Below are 22,514 nucleotides of genomic sequence, written 5' to 3' on the forward strand. Positions count from 1 at the left end.
CCCTTTTACCTATATTGATTCAGAGTAACGGTTGAAGTAAACACAGTTAACGAACCAGGAGACGGGCATCGAACCCTTGACGACAGTTTATCCGAGGTAAATCGAGATGGAAGGAAATTTTTCTAACAGGGTCCAGGATGTGATCCGGCTGAGCCGGGAAGAGGCGTTGCGGCTCGGGCATGATTACATCGGCACTGAACATCTGCTGCTCGGCGTCATCCGCGAGGGGGAGGGAATCGCCGTAAAGATCCTCCGGAACCTCGGAGTCGATCTCTATAAATTGAAGAAAGCGATCGAGGACACGGTGCGCACCTCCGGCGGAACGCTGACGATCGGCAACATCCCTCTCACCAAGCAGGCCGAGAAGGTCCTCAAGATCACCTATCTCGAAGCCAAGCTTTATAAATCCGACGTCATCGGAACGGAACATCTCCTTCTCTCGCTCCTGCGGGACGACGACAACATCGCAGCCCAGATTCTTCACCAGTTCAACGTCCATTACGACGTCGTTCGCAACGAACTCGACAACATCATCAGCGGCAAGCCCTCGAATCCTCCGGCAGCGCAGGGCGCCGAACGCCGCGCGGACAAATCAAAGACTCCCGTCCTCGACAATTTCGGCCGCGATCTTACAAAGCTCGCGATGGAAGACAAGCTGGACCCCATCGTCGGCCGGGAAAAGGAAATAGAGCGGGTCGCACAGGTCCTGAGCAGGCGAAAGAAAAACAATCCGGTCCTGATCGGCGAGCCCGGAGTCGGCAAGACGGCCATCGCGGAAGGATTGGCGCTCCGGATCGTGCAGAAAAAGGTCTCAAGGGTGCTCCACGACAAGCGCGTCGTCACGCTCGACCTTGCCGCGCTCGTTGCGGGCACCAAATACCGCGGCCAGTTCGAGGAACGGATGAAAGCCGTGATGAACGAGCTCGAAAAGGCGAAGGATGTCATCCTGTTTATCGACGAGCTCCACACCATCGTCGGAGCGGGCGGCGCATCCGGGTCCCTGGACGCCTCGAACATGTTCAAGCCGGCCCTCGCGAGAGGCGACCTCCAGTGCATCGGCGCCACGACGCTTGACGAATACCGCCAGTATATCGAAAAGGACGGCGCGCTCGACCGCCGGTTCCAGAAGATCATGGTCGACCCGACCAGCGTCGACGAGACGATACAGATTCTGAAGAACATCAAGCACAAGTACGAAGAGCACCACAATATCCGTTATTCCGACACCGCGCTCGAGACCGCGGTGCGGCTGAGCGACCGCTACATCACCGACAGGTACCTGCCCGACAAGGCGATCGACGTGATGGACGAGGCGGGATCGCGCGTGCACCTTTCGAACATCCACGTCCCCAAGGAGATCCTCGACCTCGAGGGCGAAGTAGAGAAGATCCGGCAGTCGAAGAACCAGGTCGTCAAGAACCAGAACTTCGAAGAAGCCGCGCGTCTGCGCGACCTCGAGAAAAAGCACCTGAGCGATCTTGAAATCGCGAAGCGGGAATGGGAATTAAAGGCGCAGGAGACCGTCTACGAGGTGAACCAGGAGACGATGGCGGACGTCGTTTCGATGATGACCGGCATCCCGGTCAACAAGATTGCGCAGTCGGAATCCGACAAGCTCCTGAAGATGGAGGACGCGCTGACGAAGATGATCGTCGGACAGGAAGAAGCCATCCTCAAACTCTCCAAGGCGATCCGACGCACCCGTGCGGGGCTCAAGGATCCCAGGCGGCCGATCGGATCGTTTATTTTCCTCGGCCCGACCGGCGTCGGAAAAACCGAAATGGCGAAGGCCCTCGCCCGCTACCTCTTCGATTCGGAAGAAGCGCTGATCCGGATCGACATGAGTGAGTACATGGAGAAGTTTACAGTTTCGAGGCTCGTCGGCGCCCCTCCGGGATATGTCGGCTATGAGGAAGGCGGCCAGTTGACCGAGAAAGTCCGGCGGAAGCCCTACTCCGTCGTCCTGCTCGACGAAATCGAAAAGGCGCACCCCGATGTGTTCAATATCCTGCTTCAGGTTCTCGACGACGGCATTTTGACCGACAGCCTCGGCCGGCGCGTCGATTTTAAGAATACGATTCTCATCATGACGTCGAACATCGGCGCCCGCGACATCAAGACGTCCGGCGGGTTCGGGTTCGGTCTCGATACCGTGAAAGACAATTACAAGTCGATGAAGACCACCATCGAGGATGCGGTCCGCCGGGTCTTCAATCCCGAGTTTCTCAACCGGATCGACGATACGATCGTGTTCCACAACCTTGAGCGGGCGCACATCGACAAGATCATCGACATTCAGATGGAGGAACTGGTCAAGCGGATGGCTTCGCTTGAAATCAAGATCCATCTGACGAAGCAGGCGAAGGAATTTTTGGTCGACAAGGGATTCGATCCCGCGTTCGGCGCGCGGCCGTTGAAGCGGGCGCTCCAGAAGTATATCGAGGATCCCATCGCCGAGGAAATTTTACGCTCCAAATTCGGCCAGGGCAGCATCGTGAGCGTCAAATTCAACAAGAAAACCGAGTCGTTGCGTTTCAAAGAGGGAGGCAAGAAGCTCAAGAAAGGTAACGTGAAGCCGGAGGCCCAGCAGAGCGCCAGCGTTTCTTGAGCGACACCGCGGTTGGCTGTTCCCCCTCGTTCGAGCCCAGAACGAGGCGGGTGTAATTCTTCTCGGAACATCTCATGGTACTTTCCACCAGATACTCCCGTGCCCGGGAGATCTCATTCCAGCAGCTGCTCAACACGAGGGTCGGCGAGCTCGAACTCCGTCCCGACGACACGCTCCGCGACTGCCTGATCGTGCTCCGGCGCGAACTGATGAAAAACCGCATCGCGTTCTATCCCCGGTTCTACTTCGGGCAGGAGCCGTGGGGCTGCATCGACCGGACTGGATCCGTCGAGATCCCCTTCTACCTCGCGAATAACGAGCTTCGGCGGGTCGCGGAACGCCATCATGTCTCCTACTCGAAAAGGGAGATCATGATGATCCTGCGGCACGAGACCGGGCATGCGATCAATTACGCCTACAAGCTCTGGATCGGAAGCACGTGGAAGCGGTTGTTCGGGAAATTCAAGAAGCCGTACCCGCGCTTCTATAACTTCAACTCGAACAGCAAGGACTTCGTCCGCTATCTCCACCACATCGGGAACCCGCATTATGCGCAGCGGCATCCCGATGAGGACTTCGCGGAGACGTTCGCGGTCTGGCTCGACCCTTCTTCGAAGTGGAAATGGAATTACCGGTCGTGGCCGGGGGCCCTGGAAAAGCTTCGTTTTGTCGACCGGATGTTCCGGAGGGAACAACTGGCGCGGCGCCGGCCGTTGAAAGTCCGCTACGACGATACAAAAAGCCACAAGACCATCCCCGAGACGGTCGCCGAGTATTTTCAAATCGAGAAGAAGGTCGATCCGAGAGTGCGCGAATACACAATCGACCTCAAGGAAATCTTTTCGCGCGCGAAGCCCCGCTCGCGCCGCCTCATACGGGCGGACCTCTTCATCCAGAACTACAGCGATTACCTTGAAGAGGAACTCGTGACCTGGATTGCGAAAGCGGATCGAAGGGATATCCGGAAGTACCTGCGCGAGATCCAGACCATCTGCGGGCTCAACAGCCTCTACCTCCACCCCGACCAGACGACCGAAAAGCTTGTCGAACTCGTGATCGTCTCGACCTACCACCTGATGAACAGGCTGAAGTTCATCCGGTAACAACCTATTGTCATCCTGAGGGAGCGAAGCGACCGAAGGATCTCGTTCCCACGCTCTGCGTGGGAACGCATATTGCGGCGCTCTGCGCCGCATCACCGCCGAGACCCCTCACTCGTCACGCGACCTGAAGGTCGCGCCTACCGATTCTTCGGGCTTGGTAGCCGCAGGCTTTAGCCTGCGGTCTTTTCTCTCGTTCCCACGCTCCGCGTGGGAACGCATATTGCGGCGCTCTGCGCCGCGACTCATCCGGGACCCGGCAAAACGCTTATTCCCCCCCTCCAGCCTGTGCAAACCTCACCTTCCACGAGATCGAATTCTTCTTCCCGATCGTAAAGTTCAATTTCACCACCTCGCCCGAGACGCTCGTCGTGTCGCACCTGACCGGCGACACGACCCCCTTGAACTCGAATCCCTGAGGAACAAACACGATCGCGGAATACGCGCCGGCGACCAGATTTCCCGACGTGACGGAAAGAATATGCGTCGAGGGGTTCCACTCTTCGTATGCGAGATCGACCGCCCCCTGCGTGATGTGCCTCGACGTAGAAAGAATGAACGGCCGTTTCAGCTTCTCATGGATCGAAAAGATTTGCGAGGAGGTCGGTTTTAACCTGTAACTGCTTTTGTTGCGGAATTCTCCCGCATACCGGTCGCCCCAGAGTTCGTACGCCACATAGGTCTTGGCGGGCGAAAGCCCGAGCTGAGCCGTCTCGATCGCGACATCCGATTCATCGTTCGACCAGTTGAATAACCCCACGACATTCCATTTCTCGAACTCCTTCTCCACTCCGAGGTTCCAGATCGAAGGAAGCGTGAGTTGCCGGATGCTGTAAAATCCTCCGGGTCCGCCCCCGTCATAGGCGCGAACCGCGATTGTGTTCTCGCCCTCCCAGTTCATGAGGGCCTCCGGAATCGTGTAGATGCGGAACGAAGTCCAGTCCGTGACATACCCGGGCGGGAGTGTGCCGCTCTTGCCGACCAGCGTCCCGTTCAGGTAGGTCTCGTCGCAGTCGTCGATCCTCCCGAGGTAAAGCTTCATCGGCCCGTGTTTCCAACCCGCCGGGACCGAAAACTTGACGCGGTACCAGGCGAACCCGTCCAGGCCTGTGTATCCTGCATCTTCCCAACGGGAGGGTATACTGATTTCCTTCCATTGCGCGTCGTCGAAGCCCGGGTCTTTCCGGGCCATCGAATCGCCGGGCGAGAACATCCATTGATCCGGAAGAGGAATCGAGCCGTCCCCCTCCGCCGGACGGAGCGTCAATCCGCTCTCCTTCGGTTCGCTGAGCAGATCGACGGGCCTGGCCCCCCGGTCATAGACGGGAAGCGTCATCCTGAGAAGGTCCACCCGGTCGGCGGGTAAGGATGCGAGTCTATCGCTCAGAAGATTCATCTGTCCTGAAAGCGAGACGACGGCCGCCCAGGCGCGCGCCTGATCGACGGTCAGCGGATCGCGTACAACCAGACAGTCGGGGTCATCGTCCCAGACCGCGCGATGATAGAACCATCGGGTAGCGGCGGCTTTGACGCAGGGAGTGATCCCTCCCCAGCCCGCATAGACGTCGCCTCCGATGCGCATACCGTCGACGATTCCGATCGACGGACCGATCGGCGCTCCGCACCCGAGAATGAATTTGTCAGAGCCGCACCCCCGGCGGATCGCCTGGAGGCCCATCTGGTACGCCTGCGTCGCGCTCACCTGCCGCGAGTACCGGCCCGCCTCCCCGGGAAAATAGAGGAAGTCGATCTTCACGTAATCGTATCCCCACGCGTTCGTAATTCTGTAAAACAGATTCTCGAGCCAGAGCTGCACCTCCTTTTTCGTGGGATCGAGGCTGTAAATCCTTCCGCCCCACCAGTCGTTGGCGAAGAATTGCTTCAGGGTGTCTCCCGCGTCCCGCAGCAGCCAGTCGCGATGCTCCTTGAAGACCGAGCTGCTCTCGGCGACCGCAAACGGAGCCACCCAGAGGCCGGCCAGAAAACCCTTCTGGTGAATCTGGTTGACGAGCCATTCGTGACCGTGGGGAAACCGGTCGTTCGTATTCCAATCCCCCGCCGCGATCTGGTACCCGTCATCGATCTGAATCGTCCGGAGTCCGGCCTGCTTCAGATCCTTCGCCGCGAGATTCAGGTTTTCAAGAATGCTGTCCTCGGAGATATGCTGATAATAGTAGTACCAGGAACACCAGCCCGCGGGAACACGCGGGGTTGCGGCCCCGCTGCCCGTAGATTTGCCCGCGGGAGTGAACGGTTTGTTCACAGACGGAGCGAACATCTGGAGATACTCGCCGTACCTCTGCAGGTTGTCGAGAGGCGACGCGTCGAAGGCGATAATCATCCGGTCGGAACGCGCCTCGCTCCCCGGGGGAATCGCCAGGGGGCTCAATTCGGACGTGGAGGAGATCTGAATCTGACCTGTTTCCATCGCCATCGGTGTAGTCGTGATGGAATTCGTCGCCAGGGAGTTGGTGACGAATCCGATCAAAAGGGAGGAATACACCTCCGGCTCGTCGAAAAGAGTCGACCAGTAGCTCGTGTTCCGATTCGCCGAGTCGAGTCTGACGACATCGCAGTTACTCCACGACTGGTAGCCGTTGACGTGCATCAGGACCCTGTTCGTATCGAACCCGAGGTATCCTGCGCCCCCGACATCGAGGATGTGAAACCTGGACGGGCGCCACTCTGAGGAAGTCTTGTTTGCGGCGGTGGCGGAAAGGCCGAGAATCTTCTTGTTGTCGTAGAGGTCTAACGTTATCGCCCAACCGGCCTCTGGACCCTCGGCACGCATGACGATCCTCCTCCCTTTCCCGATCTCGTCCGAAAACTCGTCCGTCTTTGTCGTCACCGGCGCCTGTTCCCCGCTCAGGATCAATGAATCGCGGTCGCGAAACGCGAGGCTGACCGTCGCTCCGGCGATCGCGACCCTCCATGCGTCCCCCTGGCGCTCGAACAGGCTCCATGTCTTCGAATTCGGGTCGAGGAGAATCTTCAGGAGTCCGTTATCGGTCTGGACCGGCCTCGTAATCTGCGCGGGCGCCTGAGAAGCAATGCTGCACAACAGATAGAGGAGGATTATCGGTTTCTTCATGCTCACCTGATGAAAGTGTCAGAACGAGATTTTCAATGTCACGATGGAATTCTTCTTCGTCGGCACCGAGACGGTGTTTTTCACGGGAGCGATCACCGTACCGTCTTCCTCAAGGAAATTCGAAACGACGACCTTCTTCGGATTCCGGGGCAGGGTCAGTTGGGCCTGTCCACCCTCTCCGCCGGCATCGTACCACTGAACGATCCATGCCTCCGAGTCTTCCGCCTTCTTGATCTCGGTCAGAACCAGGTTGGACGGGCTGAGAGTCACGAAGGAATTGGACCCAGGGAGCGTTCCCTTATGCGCTTCGCCGATCGTCGCGATAAGCGGATTATTGTACTCGTATCCCCGCTGCACCGTTTGCGCCTCTCTCCAGCCGCCCTTATGCGGATAGAGGGAGTACTCGATCGTGTGCTTGCCGCGGTCTGCGGTGGGATCCGGCCAGACCGGCGAGCGGAGGAGCGAAAGCCGCATGACGCTTCCCTTGATATCATAGCCATACTTGGACTTGTTCAGCAGGCTGATGCCGTACTGCCCGTCGGACAAGTCGGCCCACCGTTGCGCCGCAACCTCGACTTTCGCGCTGTCCCAACTGTTGCGGAATTGCGTCGAGCGGCGAATGGTCCCGTACGGAATCTCGTACGTGGCCGCCGTGTCTTTCACCGTCACCGGGAAGGCCACCTTGATCATCGTCTTCTCTTCCCACCAATCCGCGTCGGTCTTGAAATCGATGCGGTCCACGCCCCGGTAGAGCATGATTTCCTGCGAGAAAAACGAAGAGGGATACTCGGGCGTCGGCGGGTCCTTTCGGACCCCCGGCTTGAGATAATCCCTTACGATCCTGATGGACGCGCGGACCGGGCCCGACTCGGCAACCTCGATCGATCGAAGTTTTGTCGGATATTTCACGCCGGTGAGCCCGATGTTCCAGGCGTCCCATGCGCGCGGTTTGTCCTCCAGCAACTGAACCTCGCCCCCGAAACCTGCGAGGAGTTCCTTGTTGTTCCGCTTGTCGACAATGCTCTTCACCCACCCGGAATCCGGATCGATCGTGACGCGGAAGAATTCGTTTTCGAGCGACGTCCGCGTGACGGCGAGCGCGGACGCGGCGGCGGCCGGTTTCTGTTTGCGCATCTCATAGAGCTTGTACCCGAGGGAGGGGATCTGTTCCGCCTTGAAGAGGATTTCGCGCGAGTATTTTCCGGTCCGGAGCGCCTGCGAAGGGATCTCCTTTCCCGCCATATCATACAGGGCGTACTCCGCGTTGTCGCCTTCGGGTAGCTGGACCGTTCCGATATCGTTCCGCTCCCAGGAGAGCGCATTGAACACAATGACCGGCAGGGCTTTTTTGACTGCCGACGTATTCACCTGGCGTGAGATCTGATGGATCGATTTGTTCAGCTCGACGTTCCCGATCGCCCCGGCCGCTTTGTACTTCTCCGCCGCGTCGATGTAGTTCTCGCGAATGCCCGACCCCGGCAGGAGATCGTGGAACTGGTTGAACAGCACGTTTCTCCACGCTTCTTCAAGATCGTTGCGGTTGTAGGAGCCCCCCGACATGGTCGCGATGGTGGAAAATTTCTCCGCGTTCGTGAGGAGCGCCTCCTCCCGGCGATTCGACTCTTTCATCTTCGCCTGCGTGGTATAGGTCCCCTGGTGATACTCCAGGTATAACTCGTCGTTCCAGACCGGCAGTTTCGACAGGTCGCCCTTGCGGAGCCAATCGAGATATCCGGAAGCGGTTCCGTTCTCGATCGTGGGAAAAATGTCGAGCGTCTTGAGATGCTCGATCCTGTCGAGCATTTCGTTCGAAGGACCCCCGCCGTGGTCGCCTACGCCGAACAGGATCAGCATTTTCCGCACACCCGAGTTCGCCTCAAACTGCCGGAGCTGGTCGACGGTGCGGACCGGGTCGTTCACTTCGTTGACATAATCGAACGGAAAGTAGCAGAGGACGCGGGAGCCGTCGGGTGATTCCCACCAGAAAAGATGATAGGGGAAGATGTTCTGCTCGCTCCACCCCATCTTCTGGGTGATAAACGCGTCGACCCCCGCGTTGGCATAGAATTCCGGCATGTTCCAGTTATACCCGAACGAATCGGGGTTCCAGCCGATCTTCACCTTCGTCCCGAACTTCTTCGCGAAATACCTGGTCGAATAGAGAAGATGATGCATCCACGACTCTCCGCTCGGGAGATTGCAGTCGGGCTCGACCCACATCCCTCCGACGACCTCCCACCGGCCGTCCTTCACGCGCTGTTGCATTCTCGCGAACACGTCGGGAGAGAGGCGCTCCATCCAGTCGTAGTACGCCGCGGCGCTCTGGGTGTAGGTAAAATCGGGGCGCGCATCCATCATGTTCAGCACCGAGGTGAAGGTGTTCTTGCACACTTCGATCGTCTCCTTGTCCCGCCACAGCCACGCCGCGTCGATGTGCGCGTTGGCGTCAAAATAAAGCGTGAACTGTTTCGCGAACGTCCCGATCGGTTGCATCTGGGCACGCGCCGCCTCGAGCGAGGCGGTAAATTTGTCGACCGTACCGGCCGCGAGGGCGTCGAGATCGACCCGCCCGGCCAGGGACTGAAGGAGATCGTTCAATTTCGTTTTTTCACCCTTGTCGAGAGTCGATTTATCGATCGAGTGATCCTCCCTCTTGTGCGCGTTGGTCTGGTAGGTGTCGAAGCTGACGAGTTTCTGGCCGACCTGAAGGCTCATCGAAAAATCCTCGAGCTTCTGATGAAACGGCTTCATTTCGTCGGTCTCCACCCGTGCGCGGATGAGCCGGAGAGGCCCGCCCGTGTTGATCGCTTTGATCGCGATCAGGAACTTCTCGCCGGGTTTTGCATCCCTGGTGATTTCAAATTCCCCATCCCAGGGAAAATAGCCCTTGCTCTGGCCGTTCACCCAGAGATAACCGTAATCGTCGACCGAAACGAGGAACTTGAGCGGTCCTTTCACGGGGCGGCCGAGGATCCGGTCCGGCAGGACAATTTCTTTTCTGATCCAGCAGGAATCGGGATAGATCAGCTGGTCGAGCTTGAGAACCTCCCATTTTGAATCGTCGAACCCCGCCTTCGTGGGATCGCCGGTCATCGACCGGAGGCTTTTCAGGTCGGGGCTCACCTTCCAATCGTTGAAGGAAATTGTCCCGAGTGAATCGAGAGCCCTGACGACCTTGTCGACGTTCGTTTGTGCCCGCGTCCCGGCGGCAACGGCTGGAACAGAAACCACCAGCGTGACGCAAAGGCAGATTGTAGCGTGAAAAATTCCCTGCTGTCTCATGGTCGTTCTCCTGAGTTCTGAGGTCTCTACTTGATTTCTTGAAGATACATGCGGATCAACGCCCCTTCCGGAGCATCGGGCTTAAGCCGGAGATATTTTTCCCAGTAGATTTTCATCTGCCCATGTTCGCCCAGGTTGCGGTAACACTCTCCCGCCATAAAGTACCCTCTTGCGAACGTGGGGTCGAGTGCGATCGCATGCAAAAATGCGGGCAGCGCGTCGCGGTACGACTTCTTGCCCTCAACATAGTACTCACCCATATATTCATTCGCAAACACTGAAGCGGAATCGATCGCGATCGCTTTCTTCATGGTTTCGATGGCCTCGTCGTATCTTTTCTGATTCGCATACATGATGCCGAGATCCATGTAGACTGCCATGATTTTTGTGCCGTATGCAACCGCCTTTTCATAGCAGCGTCCCTGGTTTTGCCGGTCCCCGAGCCTGGCGTAGATCTGTGCGGCTGCGGCCCAGATTCTGCCGTTCGTGGAGTCAACCCGCAAATAGCGCTCCAACCAATCCCGCGCATGTTCGTTGTCTTTCCGGTCGCGGTAGTACCCCGCCATCACATCGCAGGCGTCTGCGACCGCGCTTTTGCCCCAGAACCGTTGGTCCTGGAGGAGACCGAACCGTTCGATGGACCGGCTCTCGCTTGAATTGATTCCGATCCATGCCGCGGTATGGATCATCGATATTGCGATCATGGGAACCATGAGGCGCTGTCTCAGATTCCGCTGTTCAACGAACGATGTCCATGCATAGCCCGCCACGAGAACGGCGCCGAGGTTGAATGTCGCCAGCAGGTCCCAGTCCCGGCTGACGCCGAGGTCTGAGTTCACCACGAACGTGAAGAACAGGCCGCACAGCATGAGAACGGAGAGAAAAACCCATACCTCCTCTCTTGAAAGCATCCTCTTCCATCGGGTGACGATGAAACCGGCCAACAAAACCGCTGCAAACGGTGAGAGGAGGAGGTGCAGGTTTGCAAGGTCGATCGCATGGCTGGGCGAGAAGAGAGTGTAGGCCTGCCAGTTGTTCGTGAGTGTCGCGATCGGAAGAATATGTCCTTCGCTGTGAAGGAACACATCGAAGAAGGATGGAATAGTATAACCGCACAACCATAAGAGCACCCCTGCCGTCGCTGCCATCGCCACAATCGAGATCGGCACTGAAAGGATCTTACCCTTGCGCCAGCTCTGGTACCAGAGGAACACCATTCCCGGCAGGAGACAGATCATGCCGAAATGGACCACGAACATCGCCCCGTAGACGATCGAGGGGATGAGGAGCGGTGCTCCCCCGCGGAGGTACGAGACCGCCGAAGCGGCAAACAGGAGCAGGGCAAAGTAAAGGGGAGCGTAATTCTCGACATATCCGAAAAAGAGTTGGGTCCCCGCTGCGGCGAGAATGAACCCCCCGAAGAGGAGCGCGTCCACCCCGTCTTTAAAAAGCTTTTTTGCCAGCCAGAAGATCGCACAAACACTCCCCAGGCCGTAGGCGATGCTGATGAGCTGCACGGCAATCACGTTGCTCTGGCTGACATTCCAGGAGCTCAGGAGCTGGAACACATTCCAGTCGAGGTATCCCGCGAACGGTTCATTCTTAAAGAGCCGCGCGATGTCATCCGGCCCCCTGATGTGGCCCATGGTGCCCGTGATGAGATATCCGTCGCCAAGCAGGAAAGCTCTCTCCCTCCCGAACCAGCAGAGCGCGGCGAAGCCCGCGAGTATCAGTCCCTTCGGAACGAGCTTCCCCGGACGGAGCAGGCGGACAGGTAGTCCCTGCAGGATGCGAAGCGCCGACTCCTGGACCGAAGGAACCAGAAAGAGGAACATCCCCGCGACCGCAGTCGCCATCGCCCAGAGCGGGTAAAAACCAAGGAGATGAAAGCCCCAATTGGAGGCGGAGGGTGTGAGGGCAGCGACGACATGAAGGAGAACGATAACCGCCGCTGCGATGCTGACGCTCAGGGGGAGAGACAGCACACCGGGGCGCTGGAGCGGCGCCTCCTGTGCCGCGGTCTTATCCTTGACGGCGTTCTTGGCCACTCGGTCTCATGGGAGGAGCAGTGGACGACTCAGAACAGGAAGATGTGAAGACCGATGACCAGCCGGAGGCCGCCAAAATCGCCCGCCAGCTCGTTCCGGTGAGAGCGGCGGTAGTCGTAAATCAAATCGGCATAAAGCGAGGCCTCGCCGCTCTCCATGATTTGCTCGGCCCCGATCCCGGCAAAATAACCGAGTTTCTTGTCGGCCTCGACCTCCTGCCCCCCCGAACGCGGACTTTCATACTTTTGCTTGATCGTCGCGAAGTTCACTCCCGCCGAGGCGCGGATAAACAGCAGCCTTCCGACCTGCTGTTTATGCAGAAGCCCGACATGAATGATATTTTCCTCGAATGACGCGGAGCTGTCGATTTGCGGATCGAGCGTCACAGACGCGCGGAAGATCCCGAGGTCTCCGTCAAGAAATACGAATCCGCCCAGGGGGATCGAGACTCCGGCGCCCCAGATAGCTTCGGAATTTGACTTATACAAATCGTGAAACTGATCGTTCGACGGAAAGAAGAGGCCGCCGTACAGTTTAAAAATGAAAGGCTGCTGCTGAGCGTCCGATTGCGCGGGCCGCACAAAAAAAAGCGCGAGCAGCACCACGGTTGATATCTTCATGATGGAATCACCTTTATATGGCTGAAATCAAATACTGGAATCACGCACTGATCTGCTTCCTCAGTTGATCGAACAGGACCGCCATCAGAATCACGGCCCCGAGGACGACCATCTGAACATACGATCCGACATTGAGGAGGTTCAATCCGTTCCGGAGGACTCCGATCAGCATCGCCCCGATGAAGGTGCCTGCGATCGACCCCCTCCCCCCGAATAAACTCGTCCCGCCCACCACAACCGCGGCAATCACGTCGAGCTCGTACATCAGCCCCGCGTTCGGTTGGCCGGAATTCATGCGCGATGCGAGAAGGATGCCGCTCAGTGCGGCAAGAAATCCGCATATGATATAGACGGTCATGATCACGCGGCTCGTGTTGATGCCGGAGAGTCTCGCCGCCTCGGGATTTCCGCCCACGGCGTACACATACCTGCCGAATCTTGTCTTATGGAGGGTGAGATAAGCGGCGACGTAGACGCCGATCATGACGAGTGACGGGACCGGGACATTAAGGATCCTCTTGCTGCCCAGGAAGCCGAACTCTTCCGGCAATCCCCAGATGGGCCTCCCGTCGGTGTACATGAAAGCGGCCCCCCGCACGATCGTCATGAGCGCAAGCGTGACGATGAAGGGCGTAATCCTGAACCTCGTGATGAAGACTCCGGCAATGGAACCCGAGAGCACGCCCGCCAGGAGCCCGCATACTATCGCCGCAGAAAAGGCCAGGGCGGGCGGGAGCGGAGATTTCAACACGCTTGTGGCGACCACGCCGCTGAACGCCACAAGCGCCCCGACCGAGAGGTCGATTCCCGCGGTCAGAATCACGAACGTCATTCCTACTGCGATGATCGCCGTGATCGACGTCTGGAGGGAAACATTCAGGATGTTGTCGGCAGTGAAGAAATAGGGCGAGAGCTGCGAAAAAAGGAGTATCTCCGCCAGGAGGGCTATGCCGATCCCGAACTCGCCCGTAATCTTCGCAAAGAGCCTTCCGGGGGTACCGGCCCTCACTTCATCCGGCATTCGCTACCTCATGGCCCTGCCCGGTCGCGAGCGTCATGACTTTTTCCTGTGTCGCTTCGGCGCGGGAAAGGATTCCGGCAAGTCTCCCCTCGCACATGACGGCGATCCTGTCGGAAATCCCGAGAATCTCGGGCAGGTCCGAGGAAATAACGATGACGCCGATACCCTGCTCCACGAGTCGGTTGATGAGATTGTAGATCTCATACTTCACACCCACATCGATGCCCGAGGTGGGTTCATCAAAGATCAGCAACTTGCTCTTCGTGTAGAGCCATCGGGCGAGCACCACCTTTTGCCTGTTTCCCCCGCTCAGGTTTTCGACTTCCTGTTCGATGGTCGGCGTTTTGATCTGCAGCTGATCGGAATACTGCCGGGCGACAGCCGCCTCCTTTTTCCCGTCGATAAAGGGGCCGGTGAGCAACTCCCGAAGATTCGAAAGCGAAATATTCTCCCGGACGCTCATCTTCATGATGAGGCCATACTTGTTTCGGTCCTCGGTCAGGAGGCCTATCCCCAGATCGATCGCCTCCCTGGGAGACTTTGGATCGATCTCTTTTCCTTCCAGAACGATACTCCCTTTGCTCCGTTTATCAGCACCGAAGAGCACCCGCGCGAGCTCCGTCCGCCCGGCCCCCACCAATCCCGAAAGCCCGAGCACTTCCCCACGGTAAACCGTGAGGTTGATATCTTGAAGAATCCCCCCGTCAAGATGTTCCACGCGGAGTAGCTCCGGGCCTCGCTTGAACTCGATCTTCGGATATTCCTGCTCCAGCTCCCGCCCGACCATCCAGCGGACGAGGCTCCTCCTGTCGGCTTCCTTAACAGCGCACGTGTGAATGAACTCTCCGTCCCGAAGGACAGTGAGGCGGTCTCCGATCTCAAAAATCTCCTCGAGACGGTGGGAGATATAAATGATCCCGACCCCGTCCGCCTTCAGCCTGCCGATCACGGCGAATAGGTTTTTTAGTTCCTTATCGGTGAGGGGAGCGGAGGGCTCATCCATGGCAAGAATCCGGACTTTTCTCGAAATCGCCTTCGCAATTTCTACCATCTGCCGCTGCGCCACGCTCAATGAGCTGATGAGCGCCGTTGTCGGAATCTCTTCGCCGAGTTGCTCCAGTACGGCCCCGGCGATTTCATGCATCTTCTTAAAATCAATAAACGAAAACGTGTTTCCCCCGCCTGCTACCGCCTTCCCCCCTCTCCCGAACGGGCTCCTCACCGGTTCGCCGCCGAGGAGAATGTTCTCCGCAACCGTGAGTTCGGGAACGAGTTTGAAGTCCTGATAGATCATCCCGATCCCGTGTCTCTGCGAGTCGGCGGGAGAGTGTATCTCCACCGGATTCCCGTCGATCAGGATTGTTCCGGAATCTTTTCTTACGGCGCCAGAAAGAACCTTCATGAGTGTGGATTTACCCGCGCCGTTCTCCCCCACGAGACAGTGTACCTCCCCTGCAGCCAGATCGAGGTGGACACCCGAAAGAGCCACTACCCCGGGATACTCCTTTCGGATATCCTTCATCTGTAGGAGGGAAGCCATTGTCAGCGCGCGGGGGTCTTTAGCAAAGCGTCCTTATCCACGATACCGACTTCCACCGGCACTACTTTCGGCAATGAGGCGCCGGAAAAGTATTCTTTGATTTTTTCGATCGTGGTCTCACCGATCTTTTTCGGATACTGGACGACATCGGCTTTCAGGGCTGTGCCTTTCGTGATTGCATCCGCCGCGGGAGGAGTTGCGTCGTATCCGACGATATTCACATTCTTGCGGTCATACTGTTGCACGGCATCCAGAGCGCCTAACGCTGAATCATCGTTGATGCCGAAGATACCTTTCAGGTCGGGGTGAGCCTGGAGGATGTCGGAGGTGGCTTGCATCGCCTTATCCCGCACGCCCTCGCCGTTCACGTCTGCGACGACCTTCATGTCAGGGAATTTCGCGATCGCGTCCTTGAACCCCTGGACCCTGTCGAGAACGGACGTGATTGTCGGCTGGCCGATGATCGCGACATTTCCTTTTCCGTCCAGGATCTTTGCAAGGTATTCACCGGCCAGACGCCCTCCGGCGACATTGTCCGAGGCGACATGGCAGACAGTCTCCCCCTCCTGCGCCGCGATATCCGCCGTGAACACGGGAATCTTTGCATCGTTCGCTCTCTTGATTGCCGGCCCGATTCCCCGGGAGTCGACGGGACAGACGATGATCGCATCAACTTTCTGCGTCAGGAAGTCTTCGATCTGAGCGCTCTGCTTCCCAAGGTCGAAATCGCCCGACGTGATAACGAGCTGATAACCCTCTTTGGCCGCTGCAATTCGCAGCCCTTCCTCCAGATCTTTATAGAAGACATGCTGGCGTGTCAGTAGGGAGACCCCGATTGTCTTCGTTGTCGGGCTCTCCGCCCGCTTGGTGCATCCCGCCGATAGCAGAACTGCTGCGATCAAAAAAAAGTACATGATTTTCATGTTGATCATCCTCTGAGTGTTATTCCCAATTGAAATTGTCATCCTGAGCTCGCCACTTGTCATCCTGAGCGCAGCGAAGGATCTCTGCCCCTTATCTCTTCGTCTTCCTATCCATTACCACCGCGAGCAATATAACCACTCCTATGGCCACCTGCTGCCAGTACGCCGAGACATCGAGCAGCACCAGGCCGTTATGCAGAATCCCCATCAATAAGGACCCGACCATCGCCCCGAGGATTGTTCCCCGTCCCCCTGACAAGCTGATACCTCCGATCACCGCCGCCGCGATCACATCCAGCTCATACCCCAGGCCGGAAGTTGACTGGCCCACGCCGAACCTGGCGGCGAACAGAACGCCGGCGATGCCTGCCGCCAGACCGCACAGCCCATAGATCAGTATTTTCGCCTTCTGGACATCGACACCGCTATAAACTGCCGCTTCCTCATTCCCGCCGATGGCGTATGTATACCGCCCGAGTCTGGTTTTCTTGAGGAGAAAACCAATCACCAGCGCGAACACCACCATGGTAAGAATCGGGATGGGGATGCTCATAATTGAACCCTGCCCCATCATGAGAAACGTTTCCGGAAGATTGCGGATTGTCTCTCCACCGGTCAACGCGAAGGCAAAACCCCGGGCAACACTCATCATTCCAAGAGTCGCGATGAACGGGGGCAGGTTCGCTTTCGTAATCAGTAAACCGGTTGCTATCCCGCACACGAGCCCCACTGCTATGCCGGCAATCGCAGCCGACTCCACTCCAAGGACTCCGTTCAACAGGACGGCCGTGACGACGCCCGATAGGCCCAAAACCGAACCGACTGAAAGATCGATCCCGCCGGAGATGATGACGACAGACTGTCCCACCGCCATGATGGCGATAAAGGAGACTGCCTTGAACACCTGGGAAAGGTTGGACCAGCTCAGAAAGGTTGAATCAAAAAAATGGGGACCGCCGAACGAGGAGGTGAGAACTGTCAGGATGAGGACTTCCGCCAGCAACGCAACCCAAATGCCGAGTTGTTTACCCTTCAAAACTGCAATCGAGTTGTGCGTACGTTTACTTTTTTGTCGTGAGAGGGGGCCGCGAGGCAGCAATACCTACGAAATCAGCCCTATCTTACAAAGATTTTCCCCTTCTTGCAAATGCGGTTAAATTGATTTGTTATGGGCACATTTTTCAGCGTCAGAAAGTCTTGTTGCCGAATTGTTACCGAGATTACCAAATCTGTCTGTTTACTTTCCTTGAAGCGATTCTAGTGCGCCCGCACGAAAGGTTTGGAGTAGCTGAGCAATTCCAGGGTTAACACTCCGACATCTGGATTCGAGTATGTATTTAGAATGTCTTTCACAACTCCTACATGCGGCACAAACCAAGTATCCTCTTGGAAGTAGAGTCTGTTGAAGCGGCGGATTCTCACCACATGGTAAACTTCCGAATAATATCCTGCTGGCACCCGTATTGGGGAGTTATCAACCACAGTTGAAGTGTCAGCAGATTCAGGAACGCCGCGATCGTCAAATCCCCATCCTTTCCCAACATACAGAGGGAAATGCAGCGTTGGATGCGTGAAGATCCCTCCCCAAAACATTGAACCATCTGAACCGAATTGATCATAGATAGGATAACTGTCTCCCACGTAGTTAAGGACATACACGATCGAAGAACCGTTAGCCAGATATACACCCGTTACCGCAAGCTCTGCGGTGTCACGATAAGCTGTTCCACTATCGGTTGCAACATATGTCCAACTGGTTCCGACTTCGTGTGGGAAGATTCGTTTCAGGTAGGACAACCAATTCTCGTCACGATCTGCCGTTATGCTCCGGTCGTCGCCCACTATATCTGGATTGGAGGGGAAATTGATCTCCGTACAAGATATCGCCATGAGCATCAGAAGGAACAGCATGGTCGCATTTTGGATTCTCATACTACGATAGTACTCGTCGCCGTGTATATGTATCGGTTATCGCCACCGTGTTGAGGCTCATTTTAGAAAGGGTGGGGTGATTTCTATAACGAAAGCATCCAAGTTTACCGTGATAGAGGAAGCGCCCATTACGATTTACCTTTTTGCTCCTGCTTTGATGAGAAGATTGATTATTTGCTGACTGCCAGAGTTTTTCGCGTAGCTCAACGCGGTTCCAGAATTGCTATCTTCAGCATCCGTTCTGGCGCCCGCTTCCAGTAAGACTTTCGTACATTCGGTGCAGCCTTTCCTTGAAGCGAGTATGAGTGGGTTCATCCCTAGTTTATCAGCTATATTCGGATCGGCCTTTCTAGCAAGGAGCAACTTAATAGTCTCAATATTGGTATCGAGAACTGCCCGTAAAAGAGGTGAAATGTTGCCTGGTGCGACAGCATCGGGATTTGCTCCATGATCCAGAAGTGCTTTCACGACATCACTATTTTTGCTCACGACACCGAGAATTAGAATTGGGATAGACATGTCATACGGGAGATGAATCGTACGAACCAGTTCACCCATAATTCCAATGTTGTAAGTGGTAGATGCTTTGAAGTTGGCATCGGCACCATGGTTGAGCAGGAGATTGACTATCGTCGAATCCCCACCATTGCATGCCGTAGACAGTACTGTGACGCCATTGTAATTCTCTACATTTATGTTCGCGCGTGCCTCAAGCAAAGCTCTAACACAACAGGTATCACGTATCCGAGCTGCAACCATAAGAGCGGTTTCGTCTTTCATGTAAGTGAGGTAACGATTTTGCATTTGTTCAGCTTGGCGATCTGGATCCGCTTTTCTTGCAAGCAGAATCTGTACGATCTCGCAGTGCTTCTTCAATATTGCCAACATCAAAGCAGTTTCGCCTTTCAAGCTGTATTCCGTCGAGGCTGCATCAATGTGGATGTCTGCCTGGAAATTGACATCTGCGTCATGGTCCAGCAGTGTTGAAACAATCCCACCGTATCCCATTACTGCGGCTAATAACAACGCGGTTCTATCTCGCACTTCGGTGCTTGACGTTCTCACTTTCACAGAGTAATTGGGGTCAGCCCCAGCACTTAGAAGCATATCGACAAGGCCCGTATAACCACGAGCCGTCGCTTCCATGAGCGGAGACATCATTGAATCTCCGTTCACATTGACCTTCGCTCTCTTTTGAATGAGCAACTCGACAATTGTCGAATCTCCCCAAGCTGTAGCCCAGACAAGTGGTGGAATACCATCCTTCCCTTTTTGATCGACATTGGCTCCGGACGCGATCAGGGTTTTGGCTGTACCCAGGTCATGACGCTTGAGAGCATCCGAAAGATCCTGAGGATGGCCAGGGGCTTTGATGGAAAATAAGATAATCGCCAACAGAAAAACTTTAGGTATCATGTCGTTCTTCGACCTTGTTGCAAAATATGCAGATCAACTCCAACTGCTACTCGCACCTTGGGTTTTGGTGCGATATTGATTCATGCGAAGCGAGGGTGTTGAACAAGCGATTTTTATTTGCTAGACCAGCGTCGCTGTTGCGGGCGGGACTCCGAGTGAAACCTTTCCTAGCTAGTATCGATCTCGTTTAATTCGATCAAGGGATACTGTTTCAATACAATGATCTGGCTACCGAGTTGAATTACTCCCCATTCTTTGCATGCACGAACGGTTATATCCCTTCCCCTATACTTCGTAGGCATGTCGACCCAATGCTCCTTCCCCATTGCTGTTTCTTCGGCAAGTACCCGCAGACGAACATGTTCCGCGAGATGAAGGTATGGCATTAACGTGTATACAACGTTAGGAGAACGAAAAACTGTATAACGTCGTTTCCGCACTTCATGCCAGAGGTACTTGGCCTTTGGACCAAGGTATAAAGTGTCAATCTGCTTCATTAGCTTCACAGCGTGAGCAATGCCTTTTACTAGACTTCTATATGGGATGTAAGGTGCAAGACGATGATCTTCCCAAATTGGAGGAAGAGTTTTGTGGCTTATATAATTGTTTCTTTTCTCTCGAAACCTTTGATCAACGACGAAGGACTCGAAGTCGGAGACCTCAGTGGAAAGATTCTTGAGCTTAATGCTAACAAAATAGAAGTTGATTTGTCCGACCTTGCGTTCACCCAATTCTGATAGGCGCGAGGTAATTTCATCGGCAAATTTCTTGCACAAGAAATTCAATCTTTGCAACTCAGGATTCTGGATGTCGTTTTCAGGAATATCAGTCCGAAGTTCTTGAGCTTGGATTTCAAAATTCCTCAGAAATATCCAAGCGGTTATTATTTCGCCAACCTCCCCCCTAAGACTGCCTATCAGGTTGGATGGTTCGGTGGTATGAAGTTTCAGCTTCTCTCTGCCCAATGATAATTACTCCGTATGAATGATTCTACATTGTGAGAAACAATGTGAAGAATGTATGCGCAAACCACGCCGTTATTTTCCGGCTAAGGAGCAGAGCACATATAGTCTTTCCCTCAATTATCGGACAGTCCAAATAGCTCAGTATGTTGGGCGAACATTAAGGGCGCGATGGAATGCAGGATGAATAAACAACTTCATGCCTGAGTGCAGATCTTCGGGCACTAGATTGCCCTCTGGTAGAAATGAATACTTAATGCTGTTCTTGCCACGCTCTTTAACACCAAGGAACCCAACTACATACAACACATTAATCATTCTTAGTTTTATTTCGGGAAACGCGCTGTCACCAGAGTCAAGGAAGATTTGCACCATCTGATCGAGCCAGTTAACAGTTTGCGCCTGATTCTTCACGACATCGAAAATCTCTTCGATGAACTTCCCAAGAGCCTCGTTAGAAATGTCGCTCGTCGAAAATGGAGATTCAAAATTTGAAAACAAACCGAAGACCTTGTCTAAGGATGGATAATTCTCCCTCCATTCATCAAACACTGAATCCAATCTGGATTTGGAATACTCCAGCTCTGCTGATTTAATTGTGTCCCATCCGAATGCCGTTTTTCCGACAGAGCTCTTAAAGCAAATGTTCAAGAAGTGAATTAGATCCCTCGGTCGGAGGAACGTTCTGTCCAAAATATAAGTCATTCCATCTTCACGATACTTTGATTTATGCGGAAGGATGTCCTGGTGAGAGACCTTTTCGGATGATGTATATTGCCCAGTCAGGAGCTGGTCAACGCGAAGATCTATTAGCTCTGTTAACTCTTCAGGTGTCCAAAATAGTTGAAGATATAACGGATCATATTTTTCCCTTTGAGGGCCGCGCTTTCCCTGACTGCGCAGAATCTTTTCGAGAATGTTCTCACGAAGCGCAATGACTACTTTCACGTTTTTGATTCTGTGACTGAAGTCGGTAACAGTGTCCAGCAAAGCCTTTATCAGGTCGTACACGACTGACTGGTCTACCCAATCCTTATCCAGATCATCGATCAAGAGAAAATACTTCTTTTGTACGTCGGTGAAAATATCAGTTTGCATCAAATTCAAAAGATCATTCAGTTCCACAATCTGAATTGAATTCACTGCGGATTGGGCCTTCTTGAGAATCTCCGCCTTTTGTTCGATGCTCGAGCTGCTTGTACTCTCGGCATTTGCCGTGATAGCCTTGATGTCGCAGCCCATCTCGGCAGATATTTTATCTTCGAGCTTCTGGGTGATCTCTTTCACTCTGTATTCTGTGGTTTCGAAAAATGAGCCCGTCCATTCCACAAGATACTCGATCGCTTTGCGTTTTTTCTTATTCTTGCCGAAATATGAGAAAATGCTGGAGAGAAATTTGTTTTGGCTTTCTTCGTCTTCGAGTTGATAACGACTCTTCAGAAGCTCTACCGTGAAGATATGTTTCCATAGAAGCTTGTAAAACAAGTCGAGATGGACTCCCAATTGATTGAGATACTGCAGTATAGTCGAGTTACTCAGATATTGCAGAGAAAGAGCCTCCGGATCGATACTGACAATATTCCAATCTTTTTTCTTCAACTCATTAATGATTGCGGTTTTTCCCGTTCCGGTTCTGCCGAGAATGATCCGCTTTGGATCCTCCATGTCTTCCAGGTTCTCAATCTGACCAGTGTCGAGGAAGCAAGTTTTCAAAAAGCGATCATTTTCCGCCGCAATACTTCCGATGTCGACATTCTTGCGAAACTTCAAGTGCGGTATTTGCTGGGCCATATTGTTTCCGAAATTAGGATGTTGATGCCTGGCGTAGACTAAACGAGGATTTCTCTAGCGTCCAGGAGGGAGATGAAAAAAAGAGTCCATAGACGCATCCATGACGGGTCTATTGTTTGCACAGCTCCCATGTGCGGGCTCCCCAGTTAAGTGTAAGGGAAGGTAGAAATAAGCGCGGGG

At 54.8% G+C, this 22,514-nt stretch carries 14 protein-coding genes; 2 read left to right on the forward strand and 12 right to left on the reverse strand.

The annotated features are described in order from the left end of the window. The first annotated feature begins 106 nt into the window (after nt 1-106). Together VI215_06200 and VI215_06205 are read left to right on the forward strand one after the other, a co-directional pair. A complete protein-coding gene (locus VI215_06200) occupies nt 107-2,608 on the forward strand; it encodes an ATP-dependent Clp protease ATP-binding subunit (GenBank protein ID HEY6191905.1) in 2,502 nt (833 codons plus the stop codon). A gap of 74 nt (nt 2,609-2,682) precedes the next feature. Next, nucleotides 2,683-3,711: a putative zinc-binding metallopeptidase gene (locus VI215_06205; GenBank protein HEY6191906.1), complete on the forward strand. Its 1,029-nt coding sequence runs from the start codon at nt 2,683-2,685 to the stop codon at nt 3,709-3,711. A 265-nt stretch (nt 3,712-3,976) separates the two neighbouring features. On the opposite strand, the gene VI215_06210 is transcribed toward VI215_06205, so the two are convergent. From VI215_06210 to VI215_06265, 12 genes are all read right to left on the reverse strand, one after another. After that, nucleotides 3,977-6,799, reverse strand: coding sequence for an alpha-galactosidase (locus tag VI215_06210; GenBank protein HEY6191907.1), 2,823 nt, complete (start codon nt 6,797-6,799; stop codon nt 3,977-3,979). An 18-nt stretch (nt 6,800-6,817) separates the two neighbouring features. Then, entirely contained in the window at nt 6,818-10,081 is a 3,264-nt protein-coding gene (locus VI215_06215; protein HEY6191908.1) for a glycoside hydrolase family 38 C-terminal domain-containing protein, read from the reverse strand. A 26-nt stretch (nt 10,082-10,107) separates the two neighbouring features. Beyond that, nucleotides 10,108-12,129, reverse strand: a complete 2,022-nt coding sequence (locus tag VI215_06220; GenBank protein ID HEY6191909.1) for a tetratricopeptide repeat protein — start codon at nt 12,127-12,129, stop codon at nt 10,108-10,110. Nucleotides 12,130-12,158: 29 nt separating this feature from the next. Beyond that, complete coding sequence (locus tag VI215_06225; GenBank protein ID HEY6191910.1) at nt 12,159-12,749, reverse strand: hypothetical protein; 591 nt, start codon at nt 12,747-12,749, stop codon at nt 12,159-12,161. Between the two features lie 40 nt (nt 12,750-12,789). Next, complete coding sequence (locus VI215_06230) at nt 12,790-13,770, reverse strand: ribose ABC transporter permease (protein ID HEY6191911.1); 981 nt, start codon at nt 13,768-13,770, stop codon at nt 12,790-12,792. Next, nucleotides 13,760-15,310 (reverse strand): sugar ABC transporter ATP-binding protein, encoded by a 1,551-nt coding sequence (locus tag VI215_06235; protein ID HEY6191912.1) that lies wholly within the window; start codon nt 15,308-15,310, stop codon nt 13,760-13,762. Before VI215_06235 ends, VI215_06230 begins: the two co-directional genes overlap by 11 nt. A gap of 2 nt (nt 15,311-15,312) precedes the next feature. Next, the gene (locus VI215_06240; protein HEY6191913.1) at nt 15,313-16,233 is read right to left on the reverse strand and encodes a substrate-binding domain-containing protein; all 921 of its coding nucleotides are present in this window, start codon (nt 16,231-16,233) and stop codon (nt 15,313-15,315) included. Nucleotides 16,234-16,324: 91 nt separating this feature from the next. Then, nucleotides 16,325-17,269 carry an ABC transporter permease gene (locus VI215_06245; GenBank protein ID HEY6191914.1) on the reverse strand — a complete coding sequence of 315 codons (945 nt, stop codon included), beginning with the start codon at nt 17,267-17,269 and terminating at the stop codon, nt 16,325-16,327. A gap of 221 nt (nt 17,270-17,490) precedes the next feature. Continuing rightward, the gene (locus tag VI215_06250) at nt 17,491-18,144 is read right to left on the reverse strand and encodes a hypothetical protein (protein ID HEY6191915.1); all 654 of its coding nucleotides are present in this window, start codon (nt 18,142-18,144) and stop codon (nt 17,491-17,493) included. A 156-nt stretch (nt 18,145-18,300) separates the two neighbouring features. Continuing rightward, the gene (locus VI215_06255) at nt 18,301-19,581 is read right to left on the reverse strand and encodes an ankyrin repeat domain-containing protein (protein HEY6191916.1); all 1,281 of its coding nucleotides are present in this window, start codon (nt 19,579-19,581) and stop codon (nt 18,301-18,303) included. Between the two features lie 167 nt (nt 19,582-19,748). Further along, complete coding sequence (locus VI215_06260; protein ID HEY6191917.1) at nt 19,749-20,546, reverse strand: hypothetical protein; 798 nt, start codon at nt 20,544-20,546, stop codon at nt 19,749-19,751. 138 nt (nt 20,547-20,684) lie between these two features. Next, nucleotides 20,685-22,334 (reverse strand): ATPase, encoded by a 1,650-nt coding sequence (locus VI215_06265; GenBank protein HEY6191918.1) that lies wholly within the window; start codon nt 22,332-22,334, stop codon nt 20,685-20,687. Between the last annotated feature and the right edge of the window lie 180 nt (nt 22,335-22,514).

Source organism: Bacteroidota bacterium (assembly GCA_036522515.1).
Classification (GTDB): domain Bacteria; phylum Bacteroidota; class Ignavibacteria; order UBA10030; family SZUA-254; genus VBOC01.